The organism is Bradyrhizobium sp. AS23.2, assembly GCF_001908185.1.
In the GTDB taxonomy this organism is placed as follows: domain Bacteria; phylum Pseudomonadota; class Alphaproteobacteria; order Rhizobiales; family Xanthobacteraceae; genus Bradyrhizobium.
Genome location: NZ_LGHM01000216.1, coordinates 1 through 23919, shown reverse-complemented (window position 1 = coordinate 23919; position 23919 = coordinate 1). Strand labels below are relative to the sequence as shown.

Here is a 23919-nt window from a genome sequence, read left to right as displayed (position 1 = left end):
CTCGAGCCAGCGGCCTGCCCGGAAGCCATGACCAAGCCATCGCGATACGACCGGATCGCCTTCGTCGCCAGCCCGAGCAGCGAGGCGCAGATCGCCTTCGGCCAGCTCACCAGGGATTATGGCAATTGCGACCCGAAGGAAGCCGACGTCGTGGTCGCGCTCGGCGGCGACGGACTGATGCTCCAGACGCTGCACCAGAACATGCACACGGGAAAGCCGATCTACGGCATGCACCGCGGCACGATCGGGTTCCTGATGAACGAATACTCGACGCACGACCTGCGCGCGCGGCTGGAGGCGGCGCATGAATCCGAGATCAACCCGCTTCTGATGCGGGCAACCGACGTCAACGACCGCGTCCACCTGCACCACGCCATCAACGAGGTCGCCCTGTTTCGGCAGACCTACCAGGCGGCGCGCCTGCGGATCCTGATCGACGAGCGCGAGCGCATGCCCGAGCTGATCGCCGACGGCATCATGGTGGCGACGCCGGCCGGCTCGACCGCCTACAATCTGTCCGCGCAGGGACCGATCCTGCCGATCAACGCCGCCCTGCTGGCGCTGACGCCGATAAGCGCCTTCCGCCCCCCGCCGCTGGCGCGGCGCGCTGCTGCCCAACACGGCCTACGTCGTGATCGAGGTGCTCGAGGGCGACAAGCGTCCGGTGGCGGCGGTCGCCGACCACGACGAAGTGCGCGAAGTCCGCCGCGTCGAGGTCCTCTCCGACAAGACCATCTCGATGCGCATGCTGTTCGATCCCGGTCACAGCCTGGAAGAGCGTATCCTGCGCGAGCAGTTCGGGTACTGAGTCCAGGCGCAGATCACTGGCCGCAAGGCTGAAGCGATTCCAGGCCTGCCGCCACTGCGGGATCCCCGAGCAGATCGAAGTCCCTGACGACGGGAACGAAGCCCTTCGTCTCCGACGTCATCAGGTAGATCGTGACAAGCAGCGACGCCTGCGGCGCCGCATCCGCGCGGCAAAATTCCTTGGCTGCCACGCCGAGCCCCATCGACCCGCGCTTGCCATTCCTCCCCTGCTCGACCATCGACGCGCGCAGCGCCTCGAAGCGCGTCGCATCGGCCGGCGACAAACGATAGGCGTAGGTTGAAAAGCCCCGCGGCGGCGCCGGCAAGTCGGCGCGATCTCGCGTTTGGCTCATCTCCGCCATGGCGAAGCTTGCCTTTGTTTCGGCCTCCCCCGCCAATTTGGTGACGACGTCGAGCTTGACGCCGCCCGAACGCGGCCGCAGCGCATCGGGCAGTTGCACGGCGACGCGCAGCATCGATAGATCCGTCGTCTTGGCATCGATGCGCGCCAGCGGCGGGATCGATGTCAGCGGCACCGAGCTGCAACCGGCAAGCATGAGCGCGGCCGCGGTCGCAAGAACGCGCACAAAGCGGTTCATCGCAGGCTTCTCCGATTCAAGATCGAGGAGTGGCTAGGCCGATCTTCGGCCGGTCGCGCGATGCTCTAACGCGTCGTCGGCGTTACCCGGGACGTATTCGAGGATATCGCCGGGCTGACAATCGAGCACGGCGCAGATCCGCTCCAGCGTGTCGAAGCGGATGCCGCGCACCTTGCCCGACTTCAGCAGGGAGACGTTCGCCTCCGTGAGCTCGATGCGCGCCGCGAGCTCGCGCGATCTGATCTTGCGCCTGGCGAGCATGACGTCGAGATTGACGATGATCGGCATGGTCAGATGATCTCGCTGTTCTCGTGCCACGCGCGGACCGCATCGGCCATCACGGTTGCGAACGCGACGAGCGCAAGGCCACTCAGCACCGACAGCACGTGCGACTGTTCGATGCCGAACATCACGACGAGCTGGCCTGGCTGGTTGGCCCGCGTCAGGTTGATCGTTGTGAGCATCTGCACCAGCGGTGACATCAACGCGTTGACGATCAGCGCGAGGCCCATGCGGCGGATACGCCAGGCGTTGTCGGTCACAAAGACCTCGCCGCGCGCGAAACGGGAGAACAGCATCGAGAGCTGCAACAGTGCGTAGATGACGGGCGCAAGGCCGACAAGGTTGATCAGCGCGCCGGCGAAGCGGGTGCCGAGGCTGAGCGTGAAGGGCCGCGCCCCCAATGGGGACTGGGTCGCGATCCAGTGCTGAAGCATCTCGTCGCTCGACCAGAGCAGCGGCACCGCAAGCACCGCGCCCGCGACGCAGACGAGCGCGCCGACGGCCACGACTCGCCCGATGCGCCGCAACCGCGGCTCAGCCGGGACAGGATAAGGAAACGCGATCACGCTCATCGGACTAGCTCCCGTTCAATTGAGTATTTTTATTGTTTCACGATAAATAATGGCGGAATTACGATATTGAAGTGCCCTCGCCGCCGATGTGCCGCCAAGTGCGGCGGCAACCCTTCGTTAACTCCCGGCGCGATATGGTTAACGAAGGTTGACTGCTTTGGCCCAGGCGTCATGTTTCGCATCGATTTCAACAAGCTGCGCTTCCTCGTCTGCGACGACAATCCGCACATGCGCCGCATCCTGCGGACGCTGCTGCACTCCTTCGGCGCGCGCGAAGTTTATGAGGCCGAGGACGGCGCGACCGCGCTCGAAATGTACAGCCATTATGTGCCCGACATCGTCATCACCGACTGGGCGATGCCGATCTTCGACGGGCTCGAACTCGCTCAGATGATCCGGCAGCCGGAATCCAAGGGCAACCCTTACGCGCCGATCATCATGCTGACGGGCCATTCCGAGAAGCGCCGCGTCACGATCGCGCGCGACGCCGGCGTCACCGAATTCCTGGCCAAGCCGATCTCGGCCAAGGGGCTGTATCAGCGCATCCTCAACGTGGTCGCCAATCCCCGCCCCTTCATCAAGACCAAGACCTATTTCGGGCCGGACCGGCGCCGCAACACCAACTCGGCCTATATGGGCCCCGAGCGCCGCGTCGGCGAAAAGCACGAGGTGCTCCAGCAGCCCTCGCTGCTCGACAAGGCCCGCTCCTCCATCTAGCGCAACGTCTCACACGATCGCGGCAGGTATCATGGCGAAGAACAGCGCAAGGGACATCGAGGTCACGGCCTTCGCCACGCATCACGTCATCACGCAGCCCAACCCGCTGCGCAAGGTGCTGCGCCGGGTCGAAGAGAAGGACATGGACGATCCGGTCGGCCGCGCCGAACAGGCTCTGGCCGGCCTCTCCGGTGAGTTCAAGGACTGGATGACAACCGAGGTCAACCGGCTGTCGGCCGCCTACGTCGTCATCCGCAATGACGGCTTCACCAAGGACAGGCGCGACGAGCTGTTCCGCGCCGCGCACGACATCAAGGGTGACGCCGCGACGTTCGGCTATCCGGCAGCGGCGGGAATCGCCGAGAGCCTGTGCCGCGTCATCGAGCACGCGCCGGATATTGAGAAGGTGCCGGCCGAGCTGTTCACGCATCACATCAACGCCATCCTCGCCATCGTGCACGAAAACACCAAGCTCGACAGCATCAGCGTCTCCGCCGAGCTCAGCCGCCGCCTGCGCAAGGTCGCCGACGATTATCTCACCCACGTCAACCGCGACCGCCCCGAGCATCTCGAGATGATCCTGGCGCCAAGCATCGTGCCGACGCAGTAATTCTCCGCTCGTCATTGCGAGCGCAGCGAAGCAACCCAGAATCCCTCCCCGGGGGGACAGCCTGGATTGCTTCGCTTCGCTCGCAATGACGGAGTGTTTGGCGTCGAGCCTGCCCTATCGACACGATCAGAATGCGTAGGGTGGGCAAAGCGAAGCGTGCCCACCAATCGACCTGAACTAAGCGGATAGATGGTGGGCACGGCGCTGTGCGCCTTAGCCCACCCTACGGCACCTCGTTACGCCGCGATCAGATCGTCATAGACCGGATCGATCGCCTCGTCCGCGAGGAGTTCGTCGCAGTACAGCCTTGCTTCCTCGCGCGCGGACTCGGTGGCGAAGCGGCGGAGCAGGACCATCAGCGGCTCGGTGGCGCCGCGGTCGGTCTCGCAATGGGTGAGCACGCGCTCGACCATGCGCCGGCGCAGCCGCGCCGCACCGTCGTCGCTGTCGACAAAACCCAGTTCGTGGCAGGCATCGAGCGCGACCTGGAACGCCGCAAACGTCGCCTCGGGCAGCCCGGCGCGGCGGAGCAGCGCGTGCAGGCTCGCGCCGCCGCGATCGTGCAGAAGCGCGGTGACGCGCGCGAGCGGCAGGTCGGCCAGTTCGGCCAGCGCCGCGTCGAACAGTTCGAGATTGCTGGACAACAGCGCGCGCAGGATCAGGCCCGCGGTGAGCTGGCCCGTGACACGCAGATGATGCACCAGGCCCTGCATATCCTCGCCGCGCGAGCGCGACGCGATGTTCATGGTGGAACGGTCGCGCGCCTCGGTGGTGATGCGGTCGGCGCGGTCCGCACTCAGCCAGTTCCGGGCCACGACGAATTGCGCCAGGGTCTCCGAGAGTTTTGCCACCAGCGCGGCGCGCGTCGCGGCCGGCAGATCCTCCAGCACCAGCATCGCCTCGCGGATCGCGGCGAGATGGCCGTGACGCTCGACGATACGATTCCAGGAGAACGGCGCGAGCTCGGCGTAGGGATTTTCGATCAGCTCCAGCGCTGCCGCCGCGCAACCGACTTCGGCGATGGCGGCGCAGACCGATACCGGCAGCGCGATGCGACGGGCGACCGCACACTGCACCTCGTCATTGCCGGTCGCGACGATGTCGACAAGATCGGCGTCGATCAGCAGCGGGGAATGTTCGAGCACGGGCAGCGCGACGGTCGGCTGGTCCGCCGACAGCGCCCGGACGATCGATGCCGGCGCTTCGGTGCTGCGCGCGAACGCTTCGGCCATCGCCTGCCGCACCAGCGGCGACGGATCGTCGAGCAGCATCAAGAGCGCGCCTTCGGCGGCGGTGCGGTCGTCATGGGAAAGGTCCGAGATCAGCCAGGCCCGCGCCAATGCCCGCGTTGCCTCCGCCCGCTCGCCAGCGGGCGCCGTTCTGATCCAATTGATGAACTGCCGAACGATCATGGTGCTTCCGGCTTACGCAACCCGACGAAATGGCGACGGCTTGTCACCTGCAACACAAAATAAACCACGACGCTTAACAAAGCGTTCACCATAACTGGCTGGTTTTATTGACGTTTTGTTAAGGGAACAAAGCCGCTCGCCTTACGTGCCCCGGACGCAGCGCAGCACGCAAGTGATGCGCTGCTGAGCCGGTGCACGTGCAACAGCGAAATGCGCGGCATGGGTGCCGGCTCTGCGCAGCAGCGTTTCACGCTGCAGCGCGTCCGGGACACGAAAGCAGACGTCAGCTCGAGAACGTGCCGCTGCGATCACTGAAGAGATCGAGCGGCTGCGGCGGACGCACGTCCGGCGTCGTGGAGGCCACAGACGTGAGCGAGGCATTGTTGCCCCACAATTTCTGCACGGTGGCTGAGACCGGCTGCGTGGCATCGCCGGGCTGGTAGATCGAGCGGAATGCCGGCGTACTCGAGGCACTGTCCGCGACCGTCGTTGGAGACGCCGCACTCACCGGCGTCACGCCGCGCGTATCCGGAAAGGTCTGGAGATAAGCGGCATTGTCGATCACCGGCGCTATGGGCTGCATGCCGTTGGCACTCGCAACCTGCGTCGTCGACGGCTTGTCGCCATACATCGCGATCGCACTGCGGGTTATCTTCGAATTTGCCGCGCTGGCGTAGCGCGCGTCCAGCACCGAATAGACCTCGGAGACGCTGCGGGCGCGGCCGTCGCTGGCGTAGAAGATCGATCGATTGGAGGACGCCGCATTGGGAAATAGCCGCGCGCCTACCGCTTGCGGATTGTCCTCCGCATTGGCGATCAATTTTGCGGCGCCGCCGATGCCCATGAAATGCGCCATGTAGAGTTCGCTGTCAGACGGCCTGCGCCCGAGCAGCCCGGTGAGCTTGAAGCTGTTCGACAGCGTCAGCGCTGCCGCCATGCTCGAGGCAGCCTCCGGATCGTCGCGCAGCTTCATGATCGACCGCTTCATCACGGGATCGTCGACGGTGTAGGTGCCGGACGAACTCCTGGTGATGGCGTCGGCATAGTTGCCATAGCCGAACTGGGTGCCCGCCTCCTTCACGGTGCCGAGCCAGGTCTGGTCGATGAACTGGTAGAGCCCGTGCGCGGACGACGTGGTGGCTTCCGCCGTCGGATCGAAATCCGATTCCATCTTGGCGGTGGTCAGCATGTATTGGAAGCTGACGCCGGTCCGGTTGGAGACCTGCTTAATCGCGCCGGCGACGCGTGCCCGTGACGGATCGAGAACCGCCGTCTGAGAGGCACTGGAATTGTCGACCGACATGATGGAGTGCCCGCCCCGCGCGGCATTGAGCGACGCCAGCAATTAGGCGCCCTGTCGTCTCACCGTGGGACAGGTATGGTTAACGCGGGGTTAATTCGGCTCTCGCCGTCATTCCGGGGCGTACCGCAGGTGCGAGCCCGGAATCCATTCCACCGCACGCGGTGCCTTGCGGTGGATTCCGGGCTCGCGCTGCGCGCGCCCCGGAATGACAGGAGGCTACTTCTTGTAGACCGTGTCCGGATCGAACAACCGCTCGGCATCGACGAAGACCAGCTTCGAACCGCCGCCCTCGGCCTCGACCTTGCGGTAGAAGCAGGACCGGCGGCCGGTGTGGCAGGCGGCGCCGATCTGCTCGACACGGATCCAGACCGCGTCCTGGTCGCAATCGGTACGCATCTCGACCACGCGCTGGGTCTGACCCGATGTCTCACCTTTTCGCCACAACGCATTGCGCGAGCGGCTAAAGTACCAGGCCTCGCCCGTCGCAATCGTCTTGTGCAGCGCCTCGTCGTTCATATGCGCGACCATGAGCACGTCGCCGGTGGCGACGTCCGTCGCCACGCAGGTTACGAGCCCGGCGGCGTCGAACCGGGGCCGGAAGGAAAGCCCTTCCTCGATCTCATGGGAGTGAGCGGACACAACGACCTCGCAAGAGCATGACCCGGAAAAGTGTGCAGCGGTTTTCCGAAAAGGTCATGCTCAAACAATGAGCCTTTGCGAGGTCAGCGCTGCAGGCCTCGCACCAGGGACAGGAAACGGGCCTGCTCCGCCGGATTGTCGCGGAACATGCCGGTGAAACGGCTGGTGAACGTGGAGGCGCCATGCTTGGCGACACCGCGCACCGACATGCAGGTATGCTCGGCCTCGATCAGCACGGCGACGCCACGGGGCTTGAGGATTTCGTCGATGGCGGCGGCGATCTGCGCGGTCAGGTGCTCCTGGGTCTGGAGCCTGCGGGCGAAGATGTCGGTCAGGCGGGCAAGCTTGGACAGGCCGACGACACGCTCCACCGGCGTATAGGCGATGTGCGCCTTGCCATAGAACGGCATCATGTGGTGCTCGCACTGCGACGTGAACTCGATGTCGCGCACCAGCACGAAATCGTCATAGCCGGCGGTCTCGCCGAAGGTGCGGTCGAGCACCTCGGCCGGGCACTGGTGGTAGCCCTGATAGAGCTCGTCGAAGGCTTCGACCACGCGGCGCGGCGTGTCGAGCAGACCCTCGCGCTCGGTGTTCTCGCCGATATAGGCGAGCAGCGTTTTCACCGCCTGCTCGGCCTCGGCGCGCGCCGGGCGCAGCTGGTCGGCGCGGACGGCGACCGCGAGAAATTCGGCAGGATCAAGCTCCGCCGGGCGGGTCTCGGGCTGTTTGTCGGCAGACTTGTTGGGGCGGATGGATTTAATCGTAGCGTCCATGTCTACTCCGTTCGACGGCCTTGCGGCCGGAGTGTCACCGGCAGACGGGGCGGCAAGCCGCCGGACGCCTGAAGAGAACAATTTTGGCGAAAAAGGCCCCAAGGTCAAAACGCGGGCCGCGCAGATCTGGATCACCGCCGCCGCATCGCTGGACTGTTTTTCCGCCAGTTCCGCCCCTATATAGGACCGTGGACGGCGCCCGCCAAGGCCGATCCCGCCCGGAAGTGCTGGACTCCATCACATGCTGAACGACATCTATAACAAGCGGATCATCGAATTGGCCGGGAATATTCCGCGCCTCGGGCGGCTGTCGGACGCCGATGCCACCGCGACCGCCCACTCCAAATTGTGTGGCTCGACCGTGAAGGTCGACCTCAAGATGAGTGGGGACACCGTCACCGACTTCGCACATGACGTGAAGGCCTGCGCGCTCGGACAAGCCTCTTCATCCATCATGGCAAGTCACGTTGTCGGCTCGACTGCGAGCGAACTCCGTGAGTTACGCGAAACCGTTCGCAAGATGCTCAAGGAGAACGGCGCGCCTCCTGAAGGTAAGTGGGAAGAGATCAAATTCCTCGAGCCGGTCCGTGACTACAAGGCACGGCATGCCTCGACGCTCCTGACCTTCGATGCTGTGGTCGATGCCATTGGTCAAATCGAGGGGAAGACCAAGCAGCCGGCCGCGGCGCAGGGCTGATCCCTCTCAGTCGTGCCGGTCCGCGCCGGCGCGCGCCCCGGAACGCCCTTCCAAGATCTGCTGTTACTTCGGCGGGCTCGCGCTCGGCGCCGCGCCCGTCGGCACCATGGCTTCCGCCGTCTTGGTCGACTTGGCTGGTTGCTGCGGCTCGGGTTCCGCGCCGAACCGCGCCTGCGTCTTCGTTGCAAGCTCCGCCATCGCCGGCGCCGTGACCTCCACATGCGGCAGCACGTCAGCCACCAGATCGGTCGTCACGAGGTTGGTGAGCTTCAGCTCCCCGGTGTCCAGCTCGTGCAGGTCTTCCCAAGGCGGCACGCTGAGCGCGAGCGAAAGCAAGTCGCCGGCGCCGCCCATGTCGAACGTGTATTTGGCGAGCCGGCCGATATCGCGTTCAACGATCATCAGGTCTTGCGCGCTGTAGCTCGCCGCCTTCGCATCGTCGGCCCGATCGCCCATCCAGATCTGGTGAACCCGGACATGAGCGGCGTCCGGCACATAACGCTTCTTGCCGGCCAGCAGCAGGAACACGCACATGGATTCGCAATAGGCTTCGGGCGCGACCATTGGGCGGGCACTCTGCCCGCCGCGATTCTGCAGGCTGATGCCGACGGTGGTCAAAAGGCCGAGATTGCGGAAGCGCCGGCCGAGCGTGATCGCGTCGTTGACGGAACCGCCGCTGGAATCGAGCACCACGGTGGCGCCGCCAAGCTGGCGTCCCCGCGCAAAATCCTCGAAATCCTTCGGCGTATCGGAGGTGATGATGCCGACCGCGCTGACCCAGCCGCGGCAGTTCGGCTCGCAGGCAACCCAGCTGAACTTCATCGGCAGCTTGCGCTCTTCCAGGGCGCCACCGGCTCGGGCCGACGACCCAAAGGTCGCGACGGCGCCAGCCAGCGCGACTCCACAGGCAGCGGTTCCCACCAGCAGCCAGCCGCGAAGATTGAGCGACCTCAGACGTTTCAAACTGGTCCCTTCCCCAAGCCCCAAGGTGATTCAGGCAAGCCCCGTTTTGCGTTCCACAAGTCTACACATGGACGTCATAAAAATGGTATCCGGGGGAATACAGATCGTCCATAGGCACTTGCTGCACTGCTCCCAAAAAGCATGCAAAATATGGCGCGCAAACAACATCTCGTTGTTCCCTGCGCCGGAACCGTGCAGCACCTCGCCCACGATCGCAGCAAAGCGCACATGAAGCATTCAGCCTGCGAGCATTGTTCCACTTCCGTCGAGGGCGCGCTCCGTCTCCCGCGCAGATTTGGCCGCGCGCTGATCTGGCTCTACCGCCACACGCTCTCGCCATTGGTGGGCTACAATTGCCGGCACCTGCCGACATGCTCCGTCTATGGCGACGAGGCGATCGAACGGTTCGGACTTTGGGCCGGCGGCTGGATGACGCTGGCGCGTCTGCTTCGCTGCAACCCATTCGGCACGTCAGGCATCGACAACGTGCCCGTCACCGCGCCGCAAGGCGCACGCTGGTATCTGCCCTGGCGCTACGGCCGGTGGCGCGGCGTCAACGCGTCCTAAAGCGCGATGCTCGCGCCTTAGATTCATGATCTCCGCGCAAACGCGTTCCGCGTTTGTCGCGAGGGAAAACCGCTGCACACTTTTCCGAATCATGCTCACGTTGCTGCGGTGCTTTGCCCATCGCTGGCCTGAGCGGAACCTTAAACTCTCTCCTCGCGTTGTTGTGATGCTCCCACGGGAGGAAACAACAATGCGCTGGAAAATCAGCCCTCATTTTCACTTCAGGCTTGGTTCAAATCCTAGTTCCAGGGGGCATCACGACCCCAGAACCGTCGATCTGCTCGCGATCATCGCCCTGCTGGCGATCGCGGCCGGCTCCGGCTGGTATCTGGCAACGAGCCTCGCCACCCCGCCCAGCACGACAGGGTTCATCGTGCCGAGCCAGAGTGTGCACTGGTAGCTAGCGAAACCAGAAGAAACGTCCGGGCGGCGGCGGGACCGGCTCGGGCGGACGCGGCCGCTTCGGGTGCGGCGCTCTGGGCGGCGGCTCGGCGGATGAGGTGGTCTCCGCCGTCGGCACTGTCTCGGTCCCCGGCACCTTCACCGACAGCAGCAAATTCGACTCGTGCATCCGCCAGCGATAGCCGACGCCGAAATCGATCGGCTGGGCGCGGGTGAACAGTTCGGCGTAGCGCTCCTGGTATCGGCCGGGGAATTCGTCGATCGGTCCGAGATAGCGGCCGAACGGGAAGAACCGCCATTGCCGCGAATTGTAGTTTGCGAGCGGAATGCCGGAATCATCCTGGATGATGGTCGCGCTGTTGGCGAGCAGCCAGTCGCGGGCGACGGTGAAGTTTCCGGAGTGCAGCAGATAGGACGCGCTCTTGATCAGGCTGTTGCCGGGGCCGAGCGTCTCACAGAACTTCAGGAAGCCAGTGGCGCGCGCACTGGGATTGGAAAGGTCGGTCGAGAAATAATACAGCGTGCGTGCCTCACCGTCGCTGCCGGCAAAGGTGATGCGGACGCCGCGCGTCGCGTTCCGTCCTGGATTGTCGTTCCCTACGTGCATCCCGCCCTGGGCGTCGAGCGCGACCGCCTCGACGTTGCGGATCGTCTTGCCGGACCGCGCGAGGAAGACATAGAGGATCGGCAAGGTCCCGTTGACCTGGTTGGCGCGCAGATCAACCTTCATGTGCTTGGTGATGAAGAAGGAAAAGCTCAGGATCGAGCCGAGCGAACGCTCGACATTGTAGAGCGCGGCACCGACCGAACCGCGGGGCAGCCGCGTCAGGTCAGGCACGGCGCCAGCCGGCTCGAGCGCGCCGAGCACGTAGGTGCTGGCCTTGGGATAGAAGGCGTTGGCGTAGAGGAAGTCCGGGCCGCTGAACAGGTAGAACATGGTTGGCCTCGGCGCGGCCAGGTTGACGTCGGCCCAGGCGCGGATCCTCGAGAGCTGCCGCTGCTCGAGCTGGGCGAAGGCGCCGTCGAAAAATCTTGCATGGCGCTGCCAGCCCGGGTCGTTCGTGAGCGGCACCAGCGGCGAGTCCGCCGAAGGCTGCATGCCCGCAAGGAAGCGCGCCGTGTCGTCGAAGGTGACGTCGGCGGCATGCGCGGACGAGACGACCGCAACCAGCAGGGCAAGAGCGACGGCCGCGATTCTCATGGGTCGAAACATGTCTATTCGCGATGTGATGAAGTGCCAGCGGCGACCGGCCGCCTACGGAAAGCAGCATAAATCAGCAGGCCCGAGAGCATGACGAGCATCCCCGAGAGCGACTGCACCGGCCGCTCGGTCAACAGGTAGTACATCATGAACGCGGTCACGAGCAGGAAAACCAGCGGCGTGAACGGGTATCCCCAGGCGCGATAGGGTCGCGGCAGGTCGGGATCGGTGATGCGCAGCTTGATGACACCAAGCACGGTGAAGAAGGAGCAGAACAGCAGTGCGAACTGGATAAAGTCGAGCACCGCCTCGAAGCTGCGTGTGAACAGCAGCAGATTGGCGACGGCGAGCTGAAACAGGATGGCATAGGCCGGCGCGCCGCTCACCGATCTCGTCGAGAACACGCGCAGGGCCGGAATGTCCTCCCCCCATCGTCATCATCACGCGCGGGCCGATCCACATCATCGCGCTGATCGAGGAGATCAGGCCGACGCAGATCATCGCGCCGACGATCCGGCCGCCGACGCCGCCGAAGATGGCACGGCCGGCGACGCTGGCGACGTCGAGCTGGCCGGCCAGCGCGCTCACCGGCGTGGAATACAGAAACACCGCGTTCAGCGCGACGTACAGGACGAGCACGATCAGCGTGCCCGCGAGCAGCGCGCGCGGCAGGCTGCGCTGCGGCGTGTTCATCTCGCCAATGATGTAGGTCGCGGCATTCCAGCCCGAGAACGAGTACATCACGAAGACGAGGCCGATCGCGAAAGGCGCGCTGACAATGTGCGCCAGGTCACCTGCTTGCGGCGTGAAGGCGATCGGCTGCGGCACGCCGATGACGAAGCCGGCGACCAGGAAGGCGACGATCAGCACGACCTTCAGGATGGTCGAGATCAGCTGGAAGGTCGAGGAGTGCCTGACGCCAGTCAGCTGCACGAGCGAGACCAGCCACACCACGCCGATGGCAAGCGGGATCGGCGGCAGATCGGGGACGACCGATTTGGCGTATTCGCCGAAGGCCATCGCGGCGAGCGCGACGGGCGCTGCGAAGCCCACCGTCGCCGAAACCCAGCCGGCAAGAAAGCCGAAGGCAGGATGATAGGCGCGGCCAAGGAAATTATACTCGCCGCTCGAGCGCGGAAACATCGCACCGAGTTCGCTATAGGAGAACACTCCGCACAGCGCGACGATGCCGCCGACGGTCCACAGCAAGAGGATCGAGAAACCGGACGGGATGTCTTTGACCTGGAAGCCGAGGCTGGTGAAGACGCCGACCCCGATCATGTCGGCTACGACGATGGCGGTCGCGACCAGAGCGGAGACCCCGGGCCCGCTCCCGGTCAGCCGGCCAGTCCAAGACGCGGTACCCGCATCAGATGCCGTCATCGGGTCCTTAACCTCAGGCGTCACGCTTCATGGGAAGTCAATTCAAGCAGTGTTAACAAGGGTTAAATGAGGCGGCGATATAGGTATTAAAGCACCATTTATGCATGCTCTCGGGCAATAAACCCGCGCGAACACTGGAGAATCCCATTTCCCCTCCCCACAATCAGGACACGATTGCATGGTCCCTTTAAGCAATCCGGATGTGGGGAAGTTTCTCCGGACGCTTAACGTCACCTAAACGCCAGTCGGCTCAATTGTCTCAAGGGTTGCCGATAGGCTTGTGGACATGACTTGGGGTCGTGGGTGGATGGTCGGGGCCGTTCCGAACGTGAGAGCTGACATTCGTGCATATCGGACGCCGTCCGGTGCACGCGGTCGCGCGCTCCGGATCGGCCTGGCCTTGGTGCCGCTGTCGCTCACGCTAGTTCAATGCGGCAGGGCGCCGAGCCCGGCGGCGCTCGCGGCGAGCTCGCAGGCCAATGTCCAGGTGGTCGGCAAGACCAATCCGCAAGCGACCAATCCGCAAGTGGCGAGTAGCGACACGTTCGAGGATCGCTTCTCTGCCCCGCAATTCAAGGAACGCTTTCCCTCGGCGAGCGAGAGTTTCCTGCAACGGCAGATGTCGGACTTCTCGCCCAAGCGCGCCGTACAGCAGCAGCCTGCGCCGGAACAGGCCCCCTACAAGGTGGCCTCGCTCGAGCCGCAGGTCCCCTTCAAGCGTCCGGCACGTGAAGACCTGACGACGCTCGTCAGCATGAAGTCGTCCGCCTTTCCCTATTTCGGCAACAACCCCGCCTCCGACGCGCCGTTCCTCAACATCTCCAAGGGCGACCGGCGCGGCCACCGCAGCTACTCGGGCCGCGTGTTCTGGCAGGACGAGACCTACAATGACAGTCGCGTGCTGGTGCACGTGCCCGAGCATTTCGATGTGCGCAAGCCAGGCGTGATCGTGGTGTTCTTCCATGGCAATGGCGCCACGCTCGAGCGCGACGTGCGCGACCGGCAACTGGTGCCGAAGCAGATCACCGATTCCGGCGCTAACGTCGTTCTGCTCGCGCCGCAGATGGCCGTCGATGCCGCCGATTCCAGCGCCGGCAAGTTCTGGCAGCCGGGCGGCCTCAAGCGCTTCATGGAGGAGTCGGCCAATCACCTTGCTCGCCTGACCGGCGATCCCGACAGCGCGCGCGCCTTCGCCAACATGCCGATCGTGATCGTCGGCTATAGCGGCGGCTTCCTGCCGACGGCCTGGAGTCTCGAGGTCGGCGGCGTCAGCGACCGCGTCCGCGGCGTCGTGCTGCTGGACGCTGTCTATGGCGAGCTCGACAAGTTCGCCTCCTGGATCGAGAGCCATCGCACCGGCTTCTTCGTCAGCTCCTACACCCACTACACCGCGCGCCGCGACCGCGAGCTGATGAGCGCGCTGCGGCGGAAGGGCATCGGAGTCTCCGAGGACATGGATGGGCCGTTGCGGCCCGGCAGTGTGGTATTCGTCGAAACCGGCGACGGCATCACACATCGTGATTATGTGACGCGCGCCTGGACTCGGGATCCGCTCAAGGACGTGCTGGTGAAGATGTCGGCGACGCCGTCGCTGGCGCTGACGCGCGTTGCATCTACCAATCCGTCGGCATCGAGCCGCTAGGGCCGGGCGTTACCTTCAGAGCGGTGCTGAGCCGGATCGCCGACTAGAGCCATTTCCGTTCCGATGGAATCGGAACGGGGCTCTAGATTCTTGTTTTGACGCGTTTTCTTTACGCGAACCGGCCTCCACTTCGCTCGAAAACGCTCTAGCCGTCCGGCCTTCGACCTCAGGTTTTCGGCAGCTTCGGAATGCTCTCGGCAAAGCCGTTGAAGCAGGCCAGCCGTTCGTCCTCTTCCTTGAGGAAGCGGCAATCGGCGACACCCTTGGCCTTCGGCGGCTTCGGCTTCGGCGTCGGCGGAATCACCGCGTCGTAGCAATTGAGACGATCCTTGGTGCCGTCATCGAGGTCGAGGCAGGCCTGGAGCCGAACCGCGATCGATTGCGGCTTGCCCTTCGGCGCCGCGGCCGGCTTGGCCGCTGCCTCTTTGGTCCCCTTCGGCTTCACCTGCACCAATGGTTTGTCCCCAACCATCGGCGGCTTGTCGGTTTGCGCAAACGCGGAGGCTGAATAGAGCACCGCAACAACCGCCAGAACTATCCTCATTTCAGTCAGCTCTCCTTGGTCCCCATGCCTCGTTTCTAACGCTCTCGCGCGCGGTTTGCCAAGCGCCTTGCGCACAGGAAAACGCTGGCTTCAGGCTGAAGCAGCAGCCGGCCGGGGTCGGGTCAGGATCACCAGGATCAGCGCCAGCACGACGAAGCCGGTCGCAACGAAGCCGAGCGGATACAGGAGTTCGCGGGCGAACAGCATCCCGCCGATGGCCGAGCCCACGGCCTGGCCGATATAGAGGACGGAGGTGTTGAGCGCGACGGTCGCCGACGCGAGTGACGGCGCGGCCGCGACCAGACGTACCTGCTGCATCGAATTGGTCGAGGCAAAACCAAGGCCCCAGATCGCGACCGCGAGCGCCATCAACACCAGCGTGCCGGCGCCAAACGCCCAGCCCGCGATGCCCGCAAGCAGCAGGCATGTGAACAGCAGCGAGGTGCGATAAGGCCCCCAGGTGTCGACGATGCGGGTCGCGATGACGATGCCGAGGAAGCCACAAACGCCGTAGATGCCGAACACCATGCCAATCGCATCGGGACCGGCGTCAGTGAGCTTCTTCAGGAGCGGACCCATGAAGGTGAACACCACGAACTGTCCGGAGATTTGCAGCATGGTGATCGCAAGCAGAAGCAAAATGGCCCTGCTGCGGCCAACCTCCGCCCAGGTCCTGAGATCGACGGGCGTTCCCTTCAGGCCGGCCGGTAGGCGCATCAGCAGCAACAGGAAGCTGACGCAACCGAGCACGCCGATCTCGCCATAGGCCGCGCGCCAGCCATAGCGGCTCGCGATGAAGGTGATCAGCGGAAGGCCTACTGCGGCAGCGAGCGACCAACCAAGAAAAATATAGGCAATCGTGCTGCCACGGCGCGCGGCCGGCACGATCAGCGCCGCCGTGCCGGCAGCCTGCGGCGTATAGAGCGCGCCGACTGCGAGCATCACCAGGCGGATGACAAGGAGGCTCGTGTAGTCAGGCGCGAAGGCCGAGGCGAGATTGCCAAAGGCCAGCACGGCGAGCGTGGTTGCGAGCAGCGTCCGCCGCTCGATACGGCTGGTCAGCCAGGCCGTCAGTGGCGAGCCTATGCACAGCGTGATCGCGCCGAACGTGATCAAAAGCCCGGCCGCGTGAATGCTGACATCCAGCCCCGCCGACAATTCCGGCAGCATGCCCGCCGGTGCCAGCACCGAGCAGCCGGTGACGATATTGCCAAGCATCAGGGCGGTTGGCGTGAAACGGCCAGCGATTGGCGGATTTTCCATGCAGCTGCATCTAGAGCGGACGCGTGGGCTGTTAAAGGGCACGAACCGAATTAGTTGGTGCACTGTCCCGGCTTTTGCGCGCCATTTTCTTGGAAATGCCGGATTGCACAGGCCGAATCGCCTGATATATCGCTCGTTCCCGCTTACCTGCGCTCGTTCGCAGGAGTGAGCTTCAGGAGAAAGCAATGTCCGACCAGCCCAAGTCTGATCAAGCCAAGTCTGATCAACCCAAGTCCGAATCCGGCTTCCAGTACAGCCTCAGCAATCTGAAGCCCGTGACCCCCTCCCCGAAAGTCACCCTCACCTTCCCCGACGGCGCCCAGCGCCAGTTCGACCAGAGCATCACCGGCCTCGAGATCGCCAAGGGCATCTCGCCGTCGCTGGCCAAGCGCACGGTGGCAATGGCGCTGGATGGCGAGGTCACCGATCTCAACGACCCGATCGAGACCGATGCGAAGATCGAGTTCGTCAATCGCGACGATCCCCGCGCGCTCGAGCTGATCCGCCACGACTGCGCGCACGTGCTGGCGGAAGCCGTGCAATCGCTGTGGCCGGGCACCCAGGTCACCATCGGCCCGGTGATCGAGAACGGCTTCTACTACGACTTCTTCCGCAACGAGCCGTTCACGCCGGACGACTTTGCCGCGATCGAGAAGAAGATGCGCGAGATCATCGCGCGCGACAAACCCTTCACCAAGGAAGTCTGGGATCGCGAGAAGACCAAGCAGGTGTTCCGCGACAAGGGCGAGGCCTTCAAGGTCGAGCTGGTCGACGCCATCCCCGGCAACGAGCCGATCAAGATCTATTACCAGGGCGACTGGTTCGATCTCTGCCGCGGCCCGCACATGACCTCGACCGGCAAGGTCGGCAACGCCTTCAAGCTGATGAAGGTGGCAGGCGCCTATTGGCGCGGCGACTCGAACAACCCGATGCTGACCCGCATCTACGGCACGGCCTTCGCCAAGCAGGAGGACCTCGACGCTTACCTCAAGCAGATCGAGGAGGCCGAGAAGCGCGACCATCGCAAGCTCGGGCGCGAGCTCGACCTCTTCCATTTCCAGGAGGAAGGTCCGGGCGTCGTGTTCTGGCACTCGAAGGGCTGGACCATCTTCCAGCAGCTGATCGCCTATATGCGGCGCCGCCTGACCGGCGACTACAGCGAGGTCAACGCACCGCAGATCCTCGACAAGGTGCTGTGGGAGACCTCGGGCCATTGGGGCTGGTATCGCGAGAACATGTTCGCGGCGCAGTCGGCCGGCGACGAGGCCGAGGACAAGCGCTGGTTCGCGCTGAAGCCGATGAACTGCCCCGGTCACGTCCAGATCTTCAAGCATGGCCTGAAGAGCTACCGCGACCTGCCCTTGCGCCTTGCCGAGTTCGGCGTGGTGCACCGCTATGAGCCGTCCGGCGCCATGCACGGATTGATGCGGGTGCGCGGCTTCACTCAGGACGATGCCCACATCTTCTGCACCGAGGACCAGCTCGCGGAAGAGTGCCTGAAGATCAACGATCTCATCCTGTCGACCTACGCGGACTTCGGCTTCACCGGCGATCTCACCGTGAAGCTGTCGACCCGGCCGGAAAAGCGCGTCGGCACGGATGAGATGTGGGATCACGCCGAGCGCGTGATGGCGACGGTGCTGCGCGAGATCCAGTCGCAGAACAATCACATCAAGACCGAGATCAATCCCGGCGAAGGCGCCTTCTACGGGCCGAAGTTCGAATATGTGCTGCGCGACGCCATCGGCCGCGACTGGCAGTGCGGCACCACGCAGGTCGACTTCAACCTGCCGGAGCGGTTCGGCGCGTTCTATATCGACCATGACGGCGGCAAGAAACCGCCGGTGATGGTGCATCGCGCGATCTGCGGCTCGATGGAGCGCTACATCGGCATCCTGATCGAGCACTATGCCGGCAACTTCCCGCTCTGGCTCTCTCCGGTGCAGGCGGTGGTCACGACCATCACCTCGGAAGGCGACGAGTACGCCAAGCAGGTCCTGGAGCAGGCGCGGCGCGCCGGGCTGCGGGTCGAGATCGACCTGCGCAACGAAAAGATCAACTACAAGGTCCGCGAGCACTCGCTGGCCAAGATCCCGGCACTGCTCGTGGTCGGCAAAAAGGAGGCCGAGACGCATTCGGTCTCGGTCCGCCGGCTCGGCAGCGACGGCCAGACGGTGATGACGACAGCGGAGGCGATCGCCGCCCTGGTCGACGAAGCGACACCGCCGGATGTCCGCCGGGCCCGCGGCGCGGTCTGAACCTGAAATCGATCCAAACGCGCTTTCGGTTGCGGGCGTGCATGCCTATCTAGGCATGGCACGCCCGACGACCAGCTGAAGAGGACATCGCAGTGCCCGACGCCATCGAACTCCTGAAGACCCGCCGCTCGGTCAAGCCGCGCGAGATGACCGGGCCCGGGCCCTCCCCGGCCGAGCTCGAGACGATCCTCACCATCGGTACGCGCGTGCCGGACCACGGCAAGCTCGCGCCCTGGCGCTTCATCATTTTCGAGGGCGATGCGCGCCAGCGCGCCGGCGAGGTGATCGCGAAGGTTTTTGCCCGCAAGCATCCCGGCGCGCCGGCGGCCGACATCGAGACCGAGCGCAAGCGCCTCACGGATGCGCCGCTGGTGATCGGCATCGTCAGCTTCACCAAGCCGCATCCGAAGGTGCCGGCCTTCGAGCAGCAATTGTCGGCGGGCGCCAGCGCCATGAACATCCTCACGGCCGCGACCGCGCTCGGCTACGGCGCCTGCTGGCTGACCGGCTGGTTCGCCTTCGATCGCGACGTGCTGGACGGACTCGGCCTCAAGCCGGACGAGAAACTTGCCGGCTTCGTGCATATCGGCAAGCCGACCAAGCCGAGCGAGGATCGCCCGCGACCGGTCCTTTCTGACATCGTGACCCGGTTTTAATCGAAGTCTTGTTGACGCCTCGGACGGCTTGCGGCTTTGTTCCCGGCGAGGGAGGAAGCCCGGAATGAAGCGCCGTGAATTTCTGGTCGGGGCCGCGCTGCTGGCCGGCACGATGGCGCGAAGCCGCGCCGCCGACATTCCCGCCCCCTCGTCCGACGGACTCGAACGCATCACGGCGTATTTCAACAACGAGGTAACGAGCGGCCGGCTGCCGGGCGCCGTGATCCTGGTCCAGCAGCACGGCAAGCCGGTCTATCTGAAGACCTTCGGCGTGCGCGACACCAGGACCGGCCTTGCGATGACGGCGGACACGATCTTCGCCATCCACTCGATGACCAAGCCGATCACGTGTCTTGGCGCGATGATGCTGATCGACGAGGGCAAGCTTGCGCTCAACGACCCTGCCTCGAAATACATCCCCCTCTTTGCCGGCACCAAGGTGGGTATCGAGATCACCAAGCCGGACGGCAAGCATGAGCTCGACCTCGTGCCGCCGGTCCGCCCCGTCAACATCGAGGACCTGCTGCGACAGACGTCGGGCATAAGCTACGATTATATCGGCGCCCCATGGGTCGAGCAGGTTTACTCGGCCGCCAATATTTTCGAGGGGCCATTCAATAACAGACAATTCGCCGACCGCGTCGCCAAGCTGCCGCTCACGCGTCAGCCCGGGACGCTGTGGCGCTACGGCCATTCCACCGACGTGCTCGGCAGTATCATCGAGATCATCTCGGGACAGACACTGTACGAATTCCTGAAGCGGCGCATCCTCGATCCGCTCGGCATGAGCAGCACCAAATTCGTGCTCAAGGCTCCGGAGGAGCGCGCGCGGATGGCGCGGCCGCTGCCGAGCGACCAGATCCTGCTCGCTGGCGAGCGCGACCGCCTCGCCCATCCAGAATGGGAGTCCGGCGGAGGCGGGCTGCTCTCGACCATCACCGACTACCAGCGATTCTCGCAGATGCTGCTCAACGGCGGCGAGTTCGAGGGCAGGCGCTATCTGAGCCCTGCGGCCTTCAAGGCCATGACGACCGATCACATCGGCCCAGGCTCCGGCGTCGGACGCGATTACTTCTATTTTCCAGGTGACGGCTTCGGCTATGGCTACGGCCTCGCGGTGCGCACCGATCCCGGCAACGCAAAGCCGCCCCCGCCCGGCTCGCTTGGCGAGTTGAAATGGGACAGTGGCAGCGGCACCTATTTCGGCGTCGATCCCAAGCTCGACATGGTCTACCTCATGATGCAGCAGACCCAGAACGAGCGCAGCCGCATCACGCCCGCCTTCAAGGCGCTGGTCTACGACTGCTACCCACCCGAGCTACGCCGCCCGTGAGGCGCGCTCGCCGAAATCGGCGAGCAGTTTTGCGATCTCGGCAGCGGGCCGCGCCGCGCTGAACAGAAAACCCTGCACCTCGTTGCAGCCCTCGGCGCGCAACCAGTCGAGCTGATCCTCGGTCTCGACGCCTTCCGCAGTCGTGGTGATGTTGAGGCTGCGGCCGAGACCCGAGATCGCGCGCACGATCGCGCCGCAATCGGGCCGCTGCGCCAGATCCTTCACGAAGGAACGGTCGATCTTGATCTTGTCGAAGGGGAAGCTGCGGAGATAGCTGAGGCTGGAATAGCCGGTGCCGAAATCGTCCATGGAGATGCCGACGCCGAGCTCGCGCAGCTGATGCAGAATCGCGAGATTTGCATCGGTCTCGGCCAGGAAGATCGACTCGGTGATCTCGAGCTCGAGCCGCTTCGGCGACAGGCCGGACTGCGCCAGCGCGGAGATCACGACCTGAACCAGATTCCGGCTGCGGAATTGCGCCGGCGACAGGTTGACTGCGACCTTGACCTCGGCGGGCCATTTCACAGCCTCGGCACAGGCCTCGCGCAACACCCACTCGCCGAGCTGGGAGATCAGGCCGATGTCTTCGGCGACCGGAATGAATTCCGCCGGCGAGATCATGCCCTTGTCCGGGTGACACCAGCGCAGCAGCGACTCGAAGCCGGAGATGCGGTCGGAGGCGATTGACACCAGCGGCTGGTAGTGCAGCTCGAACTCGCCATTGGCGAAGGCGCGACGCAGATCGAGCTCCATGTCGCGGCGCTTCTGCGCCTGGAGGTCCATCTCGCGCTCGAAGAAATGGTGCACGCCACCGCCGTCGGACTTCGCGCGGTACAACGCCATGTCGGCATTGCGCATCAGCTCTTCCGACGTCGTGCCGTCACCCGGCGACAGCGCGATGCCGATGCTGGCGCCGATCACCATCTCCTGGCCGTCGAGCTCATAGGGCGCCTTCAGCATGTCGATCAGCAACGTCGCGCAGGCGCTCGCCTCGTTCGGCGAGACGTCGGCTGCCAGAATCACGGCGAACTCGTCGCCCCCGAGCCGGGCCGCAAGATTGGCGCCGCGGACCGCGGTGGTCAGACGTTCGGCAACTTCCTTCAACAGGCGGTCGCCCACCGGGTGCCCGAAGGAATCGTTGATGTTCTTGAACAGGTCGAGATCGATGTAGAGCACGCCGACCCGCTTGCCACCGGCCTGGTCGAGCGCCTGCTTCAGGCGATCCTGGAAATATTCGCGGTTCGGCAGGTCGGTGAGCCCATCATGGTGCGCCATGTAGGCGATCCGCGCCTCGGCCTTGCGCCGCTCGGTGATGTCGGCCACCGCGACCAGATAGCCGTCGCGATCGTCGAAACTGACACGGCGGCCGAAGGTGAGTACCTCGATCTCGCTGCCATCGGCACGCAGATGCCGCCAGTTGCGCGAGGATTGATAGGTTTCGCCGATACGTTCGAGCGCGTCGGCATGGCTGTCCCACTCGTCCTCCGGCCAGATCTCGTGCAGCTTCATGCGCAGGAAGGCGGCACGGCTGTAGCCGTAGTGCTGGACCGCGGCGTCGTTGACACTGAGGAACCGCTTGGTCTCGGCGTCGAACACCCACATCGGCATCGGGTTGTTGTCGAACAGCAAGCGGAACGAGGCATCTCGCCGCTTCAATGCAGTGACATCCGAGATCGTGAGCGAGACCACGTCGGCGAAGGCGGTGGCGCTCAGCCGGAGGTGCCGCCCGTCGCTCTCGATCTCGAGTTGCTCGCCGCGACCGCCCGAGACGGCCTTGAGCAGGAATTCCATGATCTCGGACGAGGCCAGCAGCGTGCTCCCCTCGCCGATCCGGCGCCACAGCAGGCTTGCGTTCGCGACCTTCAGCAGCGCGCCCGCGCTCTTGTTGTGGTGCACGATCTGGAGATCGAACGGCTTGCCGCTTGCGTCGCGCAGCGTCGCCAGCGAAATCACGGCGTCATCGGTCGAGGAGAAGATCGCGTCCAGGAGATTATACTGCGCGCCGCGCTCATTGACATAGGCACCGACCAGCGTGGCGCCCCAGCGCGAGGCGGTCGGCAGCGCCAGCAAGTCGTAAGTCCTGACCATGCCGTCGCGCACGCAATGCGCGCTCGCCTGGTGCGGCCGTCCGTTCTCAAGCGCGCTCGCCACTGCTTCCGACAGCGCTGTCGCGCAATCGGGCGACAGTTCGGCGACGGGAATGTCCCAGCGTTCCTCGCCGAGCCATTTCTGCACGTAGCGTCCGCTGCGCGACAGTTCGAGTGCGCCATCGCCCTTGAGCAGCGCGATGTGATCGGCGAGCCGTCCGAGGCTGCCGAGCATCACGTCCTCGTAGCGCGGCAGCCGTTCGCCCGGCTTCAACGCCGCTCGCCATTTGCGCCGAAGCACCGGGATGTCGTCAAACATTTCGGTGGCCGGTTTTCCCGACGCTTTCTTCGCGGCACTCATTGCAGTCCCCAACGCGCTTTCCCCGCGCATCCAATGCAGCCGGGCTTAATGGCGTGTAAAAAGCACACAGGCGCGGGTTCCATTCGGCGATTATGACAGTTTTAAGTCGGGTGTTGGTTAGCGTGCGTTAGAGACTATGACGGTTTTATTCGGCGCACTGGAAGATATCGCGCGCAGCTGCATCAACATCGTCATTGCGAGCGCAGCGAAGCAATCCAGAATCTTTCCGCGGATACATTTCTGGATTGCTTCGCTGCGCTCGCAATGACGGAGTGTGGAGGAACGGCATTCGCATCTCTCGTGTCCCGGACGCGCTGCAACGCTCTTGGCGTTGCTGCGCAGAGCCGGGACCCAGGATGCCGCGCAACTCGCTGCTGCATGGGCCCCGGCTCTGCAGCGCACCGCCGAAGAGGCGCTGCGCTGCGTCCGGGGCACGAGACCGCAGCGTTGGCTGCGCAACTGCATCAGCATCGCCACTGCGAGAGCAGCGAAGCAATCCAGACTGCCGCTACGGAGAGATTCTGGATTGCTCCGCTGCGCTCGCAATGACGGAGTGTGGGTGATGGCACCCGCCCCCTCTCGTGTCCCGGACGCGGTGCGGCACGCAGTGACGCTCCGCAGAGCCGGGACCCAGGAAGCCACACGGGTCGCTGCAGCATGGGCCCCGGCTCTGCAGCGCATCACTTCGTGCTGCGCTGCGTCCGGGGCACGAGAGTATTATTCAACTGGCACACCTTCGCATCCTCGCGGCTTGTTGCGCCCGAGCTTTGCTTCGTCGCCTCACCCTCATGAAAGAGGGCGCAGGGAAGACCGGGAGCCGGCTGGCTCCCATGGACCGCCATGCC

The 23919-nt window shown here is 64.5% G+C and carries 21 protein-coding genes and 2 pseudogenes; 10 read left to right on the top strand and 13 right to left on the bottom strand.

Annotated features, from left to right (window positions below):
* Nucleotides 1-27 precede the first annotated feature (27 nt).
* Nucleotides 28-808: pseudogene (locus AC630_RS37100) on the top strand (NAD kinase).
* Between the two features lie 13 nt (nucleotides 809-821).
* Here AC630_RS37100 and AC630_RS37095 read toward each other — a convergent pair.
* From AC630_RS37095 to AC630_RS37085, 3 genes are read right to left on the bottom strand one after another with little or no spacing between them, the layout of a single operon-like run.
* Entirely contained in the window at nucleotides 822-1406 is a 585-nt protein-coding gene (locus AC630_RS37095; protein WP_074123334.1) for a hypothetical protein, read from the bottom strand.
* 33 nt (nucleotides 1407-1439) lie between these two features.
* Nucleotides 1440-1694, bottom strand: coding sequence for a helix-turn-helix domain-containing protein (locus tag AC630_RS37090; protein WP_074123333.1), 255 nt, complete (start codon nucleotides 1692-1694; stop codon nucleotides 1440-1442).
* Between the two features lie 2 nt (nucleotides 1695-1696).
* Nucleotides 1697-2260: a DUF2975 domain-containing protein gene (locus AC630_RS37085; protein ID WP_074123332.1), complete on the bottom strand. Its 564-nt coding sequence runs from the start codon at nucleotides 2258-2260 to the stop codon at nucleotides 1697-1699.
* Between the two features lie 171 nt (nucleotides 2261-2431).
* On the opposite strand from AC630_RS37085, the gene AC630_RS37080 reads away from it, so the two are divergent.
* A complete protein-coding gene (locus tag AC630_RS37080) occupies nucleotides 2432-2977 on the top strand; it encodes a response regulator (RefSeq protein ID WP_074123331.1) in 546 nt (181 codons plus the stop codon).
* A 31-nt stretch (nucleotides 2978-3008) separates the two neighbouring features.
* Nucleotides 3009-3587 (top strand): Hpt domain-containing protein, encoded by a 579-nt coding sequence (locus AC630_RS37075; protein ID WP_074123330.1) that lies wholly within the window; start codon nucleotides 3009-3011, stop codon nucleotides 3585-3587.
* A gap of 236 nt (nucleotides 3588-3823) precedes the next feature.
* Here the strand turns inward: AC630_RS37075 and AC630_RS37070 are convergent, their stop codons facing one another.
* From AC630_RS37070 to folE, 4 genes are all read right to left on the bottom strand, one after another.
* Nucleotides 3824-4999 carry a DUF2336 domain-containing protein gene (locus AC630_RS37070; protein WP_074123329.1) on the bottom strand — a complete coding sequence of 392 codons (1176 nt, stop codon included), beginning with the start codon at nucleotides 4997-4999 and terminating at the stop codon, nucleotides 3824-3826.
* Nucleotides 5000-5282: 283 nt separating this feature from the next.
* Nucleotides 5283-6344, bottom strand: a complete 1062-nt coding sequence (locus AC630_RS37065; protein ID WP_074123328.1) for a transglycosylase — start codon at nucleotides 6342-6344, stop codon at nucleotides 5283-5285.
* Nucleotides 6345-6518: 174 nt separating this feature from the next.
* On the bottom strand, nucleotides 6519-6941 hold the full coding sequence (hisI, locus tag AC630_RS37060; RefSeq protein WP_074123327.1) for a phosphoribosyl-AMP cyclohydrolase: 423 nt from the start codon (nucleotides 6939-6941) through the stop codon (nucleotides 6519-6521).
* 83 nt (nucleotides 6942-7024) lie between these two features.
* Nucleotides 7025-7717 carry a GTP cyclohydrolase I FolE gene (gene folE / locus AC630_RS37055; protein WP_074123326.1) on the bottom strand — a complete coding sequence of 231 codons (693 nt, stop codon included), beginning with the start codon at nucleotides 7715-7717 and terminating at the stop codon, nucleotides 7025-7027.
* Nucleotides 7718-7958: 241 nt separating this feature from the next.
* On the opposite strand from folE, the gene AC630_RS37050 reads away from it, so the two are divergent.
* A complete protein-coding gene (locus AC630_RS37050) occupies nucleotides 7959-8414 on the top strand; it encodes an iron-sulfur cluster assembly scaffold protein (RefSeq protein ID WP_074123325.1) in 456 nt (151 codons plus the stop codon).
* 63 nt (nucleotides 8415-8477) lie between these two features.
* Here AC630_RS37050 and AC630_RS37045 read toward each other — a convergent pair whose 3' ends face one another.
* A complete protein-coding gene (locus tag AC630_RS37045; RefSeq protein WP_074123324.1) occupies nucleotides 8478-9377 on the bottom strand; it encodes a COG3904 family protein in 900 nt (299 codons plus the stop codon).
* 228 nt (nucleotides 9378-9605) lie between these two features.
* Here AC630_RS37045 and yidD point away from each other — a divergent pair, with 228 nt between their 5' ends.
* Together yidD and AC630_RS37035 are read left to right on the top strand one after the other, a co-directional pair.
* On the top strand, nucleotides 9606-9944 hold the full coding sequence (gene yidD / locus AC630_RS37040) for a membrane protein insertion efficiency factor YidD (RefSeq protein WP_074123355.1): 339 nt from the start codon (nucleotides 9606-9608) through the stop codon (nucleotides 9942-9944).
* 190 nt (nucleotides 9945-10134) lie between these two features.
* Entirely contained in the window at nucleotides 10135-10344 is a 210-nt protein-coding gene (locus AC630_RS37035; protein ID WP_074123354.1) for a hypothetical protein, read from the top strand.
* On the opposite strand, the gene AC630_RS37030 is transcribed toward AC630_RS37035, so the two are convergent.
* Both AC630_RS37030 and AC630_RS37025 read right to left on the bottom strand, forming a co-directional pair.
* Entirely contained in the window at nucleotides 10345-11547 is a 1203-nt protein-coding gene (locus tag AC630_RS37030; protein ID WP_074123323.1) for a hypothetical protein, read from the bottom strand.
* 14 nt (nucleotides 11548-11561) lie between these two features.
* Nucleotides 11562-12930, bottom strand: a pseudogene (locus AC630_RS37025) (APC family permease).
* Between the two features lie 307 nt (nucleotides 12931-13237).
* Between AC630_RS37025 and AC630_RS37020 the strand changes: the two are divergent.
* Complete coding sequence (locus AC630_RS37020) at nucleotides 13238-14572, top strand: alpha/beta hydrolase (protein WP_074123322.1); 1335 nt, start codon at nucleotides 13238-13240, stop codon at nucleotides 14570-14572.
* Nucleotides 14573-14738: 166 nt separating this feature from the next.
* Here AC630_RS37020 and AC630_RS37010 read toward each other — a convergent pair whose 3' ends face one another.
* Nucleotides 14739-15116 carry a hypothetical protein gene (locus tag AC630_RS37010; protein WP_074123320.1) on the bottom strand — a complete coding sequence of 126 codons (378 nt, stop codon included), beginning with the start codon at nucleotides 15114-15116 and terminating at the stop codon, nucleotides 14739-14741.
* A 90-nt stretch (nucleotides 15117-15206) separates the two neighbouring features.
* Nucleotides 15207-16379 carry an MFS transporter gene (locus tag AC630_RS37005; RefSeq protein WP_074123319.1) on the bottom strand — a complete coding sequence of 391 codons (1173 nt, stop codon included), beginning with the start codon at nucleotides 16377-16379 and terminating at the stop codon, nucleotides 15207-15209.
* A gap of 185 nt (nucleotides 16380-16564) precedes the next feature.
* Between AC630_RS37005 and thrS the strand changes: the two genes are divergently transcribed.
* The 3 genes from thrS (at nucleotide 16565) to AC630_RS36990 (ending at nucleotide 20626) form a co-directional block, all read left to right on the top strand.
* Complete coding sequence (thrS, locus tag AC630_RS37000; RefSeq protein ID WP_074123318.1) at nucleotides 16565-18637, top strand: threonine--tRNA ligase; 2073 nt, start codon at nucleotides 16565-16567, stop codon at nucleotides 18635-18637.
* 92 nt (nucleotides 18638-18729) lie between these two features.
* Nucleotides 18730-19293 carry a nitroreductase family protein gene (locus tag AC630_RS36995; protein WP_074123317.1) on the top strand — a complete coding sequence of 188 codons (564 nt, stop codon included), beginning with the start codon at nucleotides 18730-18732 and terminating at the stop codon, nucleotides 19291-19293.
* Nucleotides 19294-19357: 64 nt separating this feature from the next.
* On the top strand, nucleotides 19358-20626 hold the full coding sequence (locus AC630_RS36990; RefSeq protein WP_074123316.1) for a serine hydrolase domain-containing protein: 1269 nt from the start codon (nucleotides 19358-19360) through the stop codon (nucleotides 20624-20626).
* Here AC630_RS36990 and AC630_RS36985 read toward each other — a convergent pair.
* Complete coding sequence (locus tag AC630_RS36985; RefSeq protein ID WP_074123315.1) at nucleotides 20612-23074, bottom strand: putative bifunctional diguanylate cyclase/phosphodiesterase; 2463 nt, start codon at nucleotides 23072-23074, stop codon at nucleotides 20612-20614. The genes AC630_RS36990 and AC630_RS36985 overlap by 15 nt on opposite strands.
* Between the last annotated feature and the right edge of the window lie 845 nt (nucleotides 23075-23919).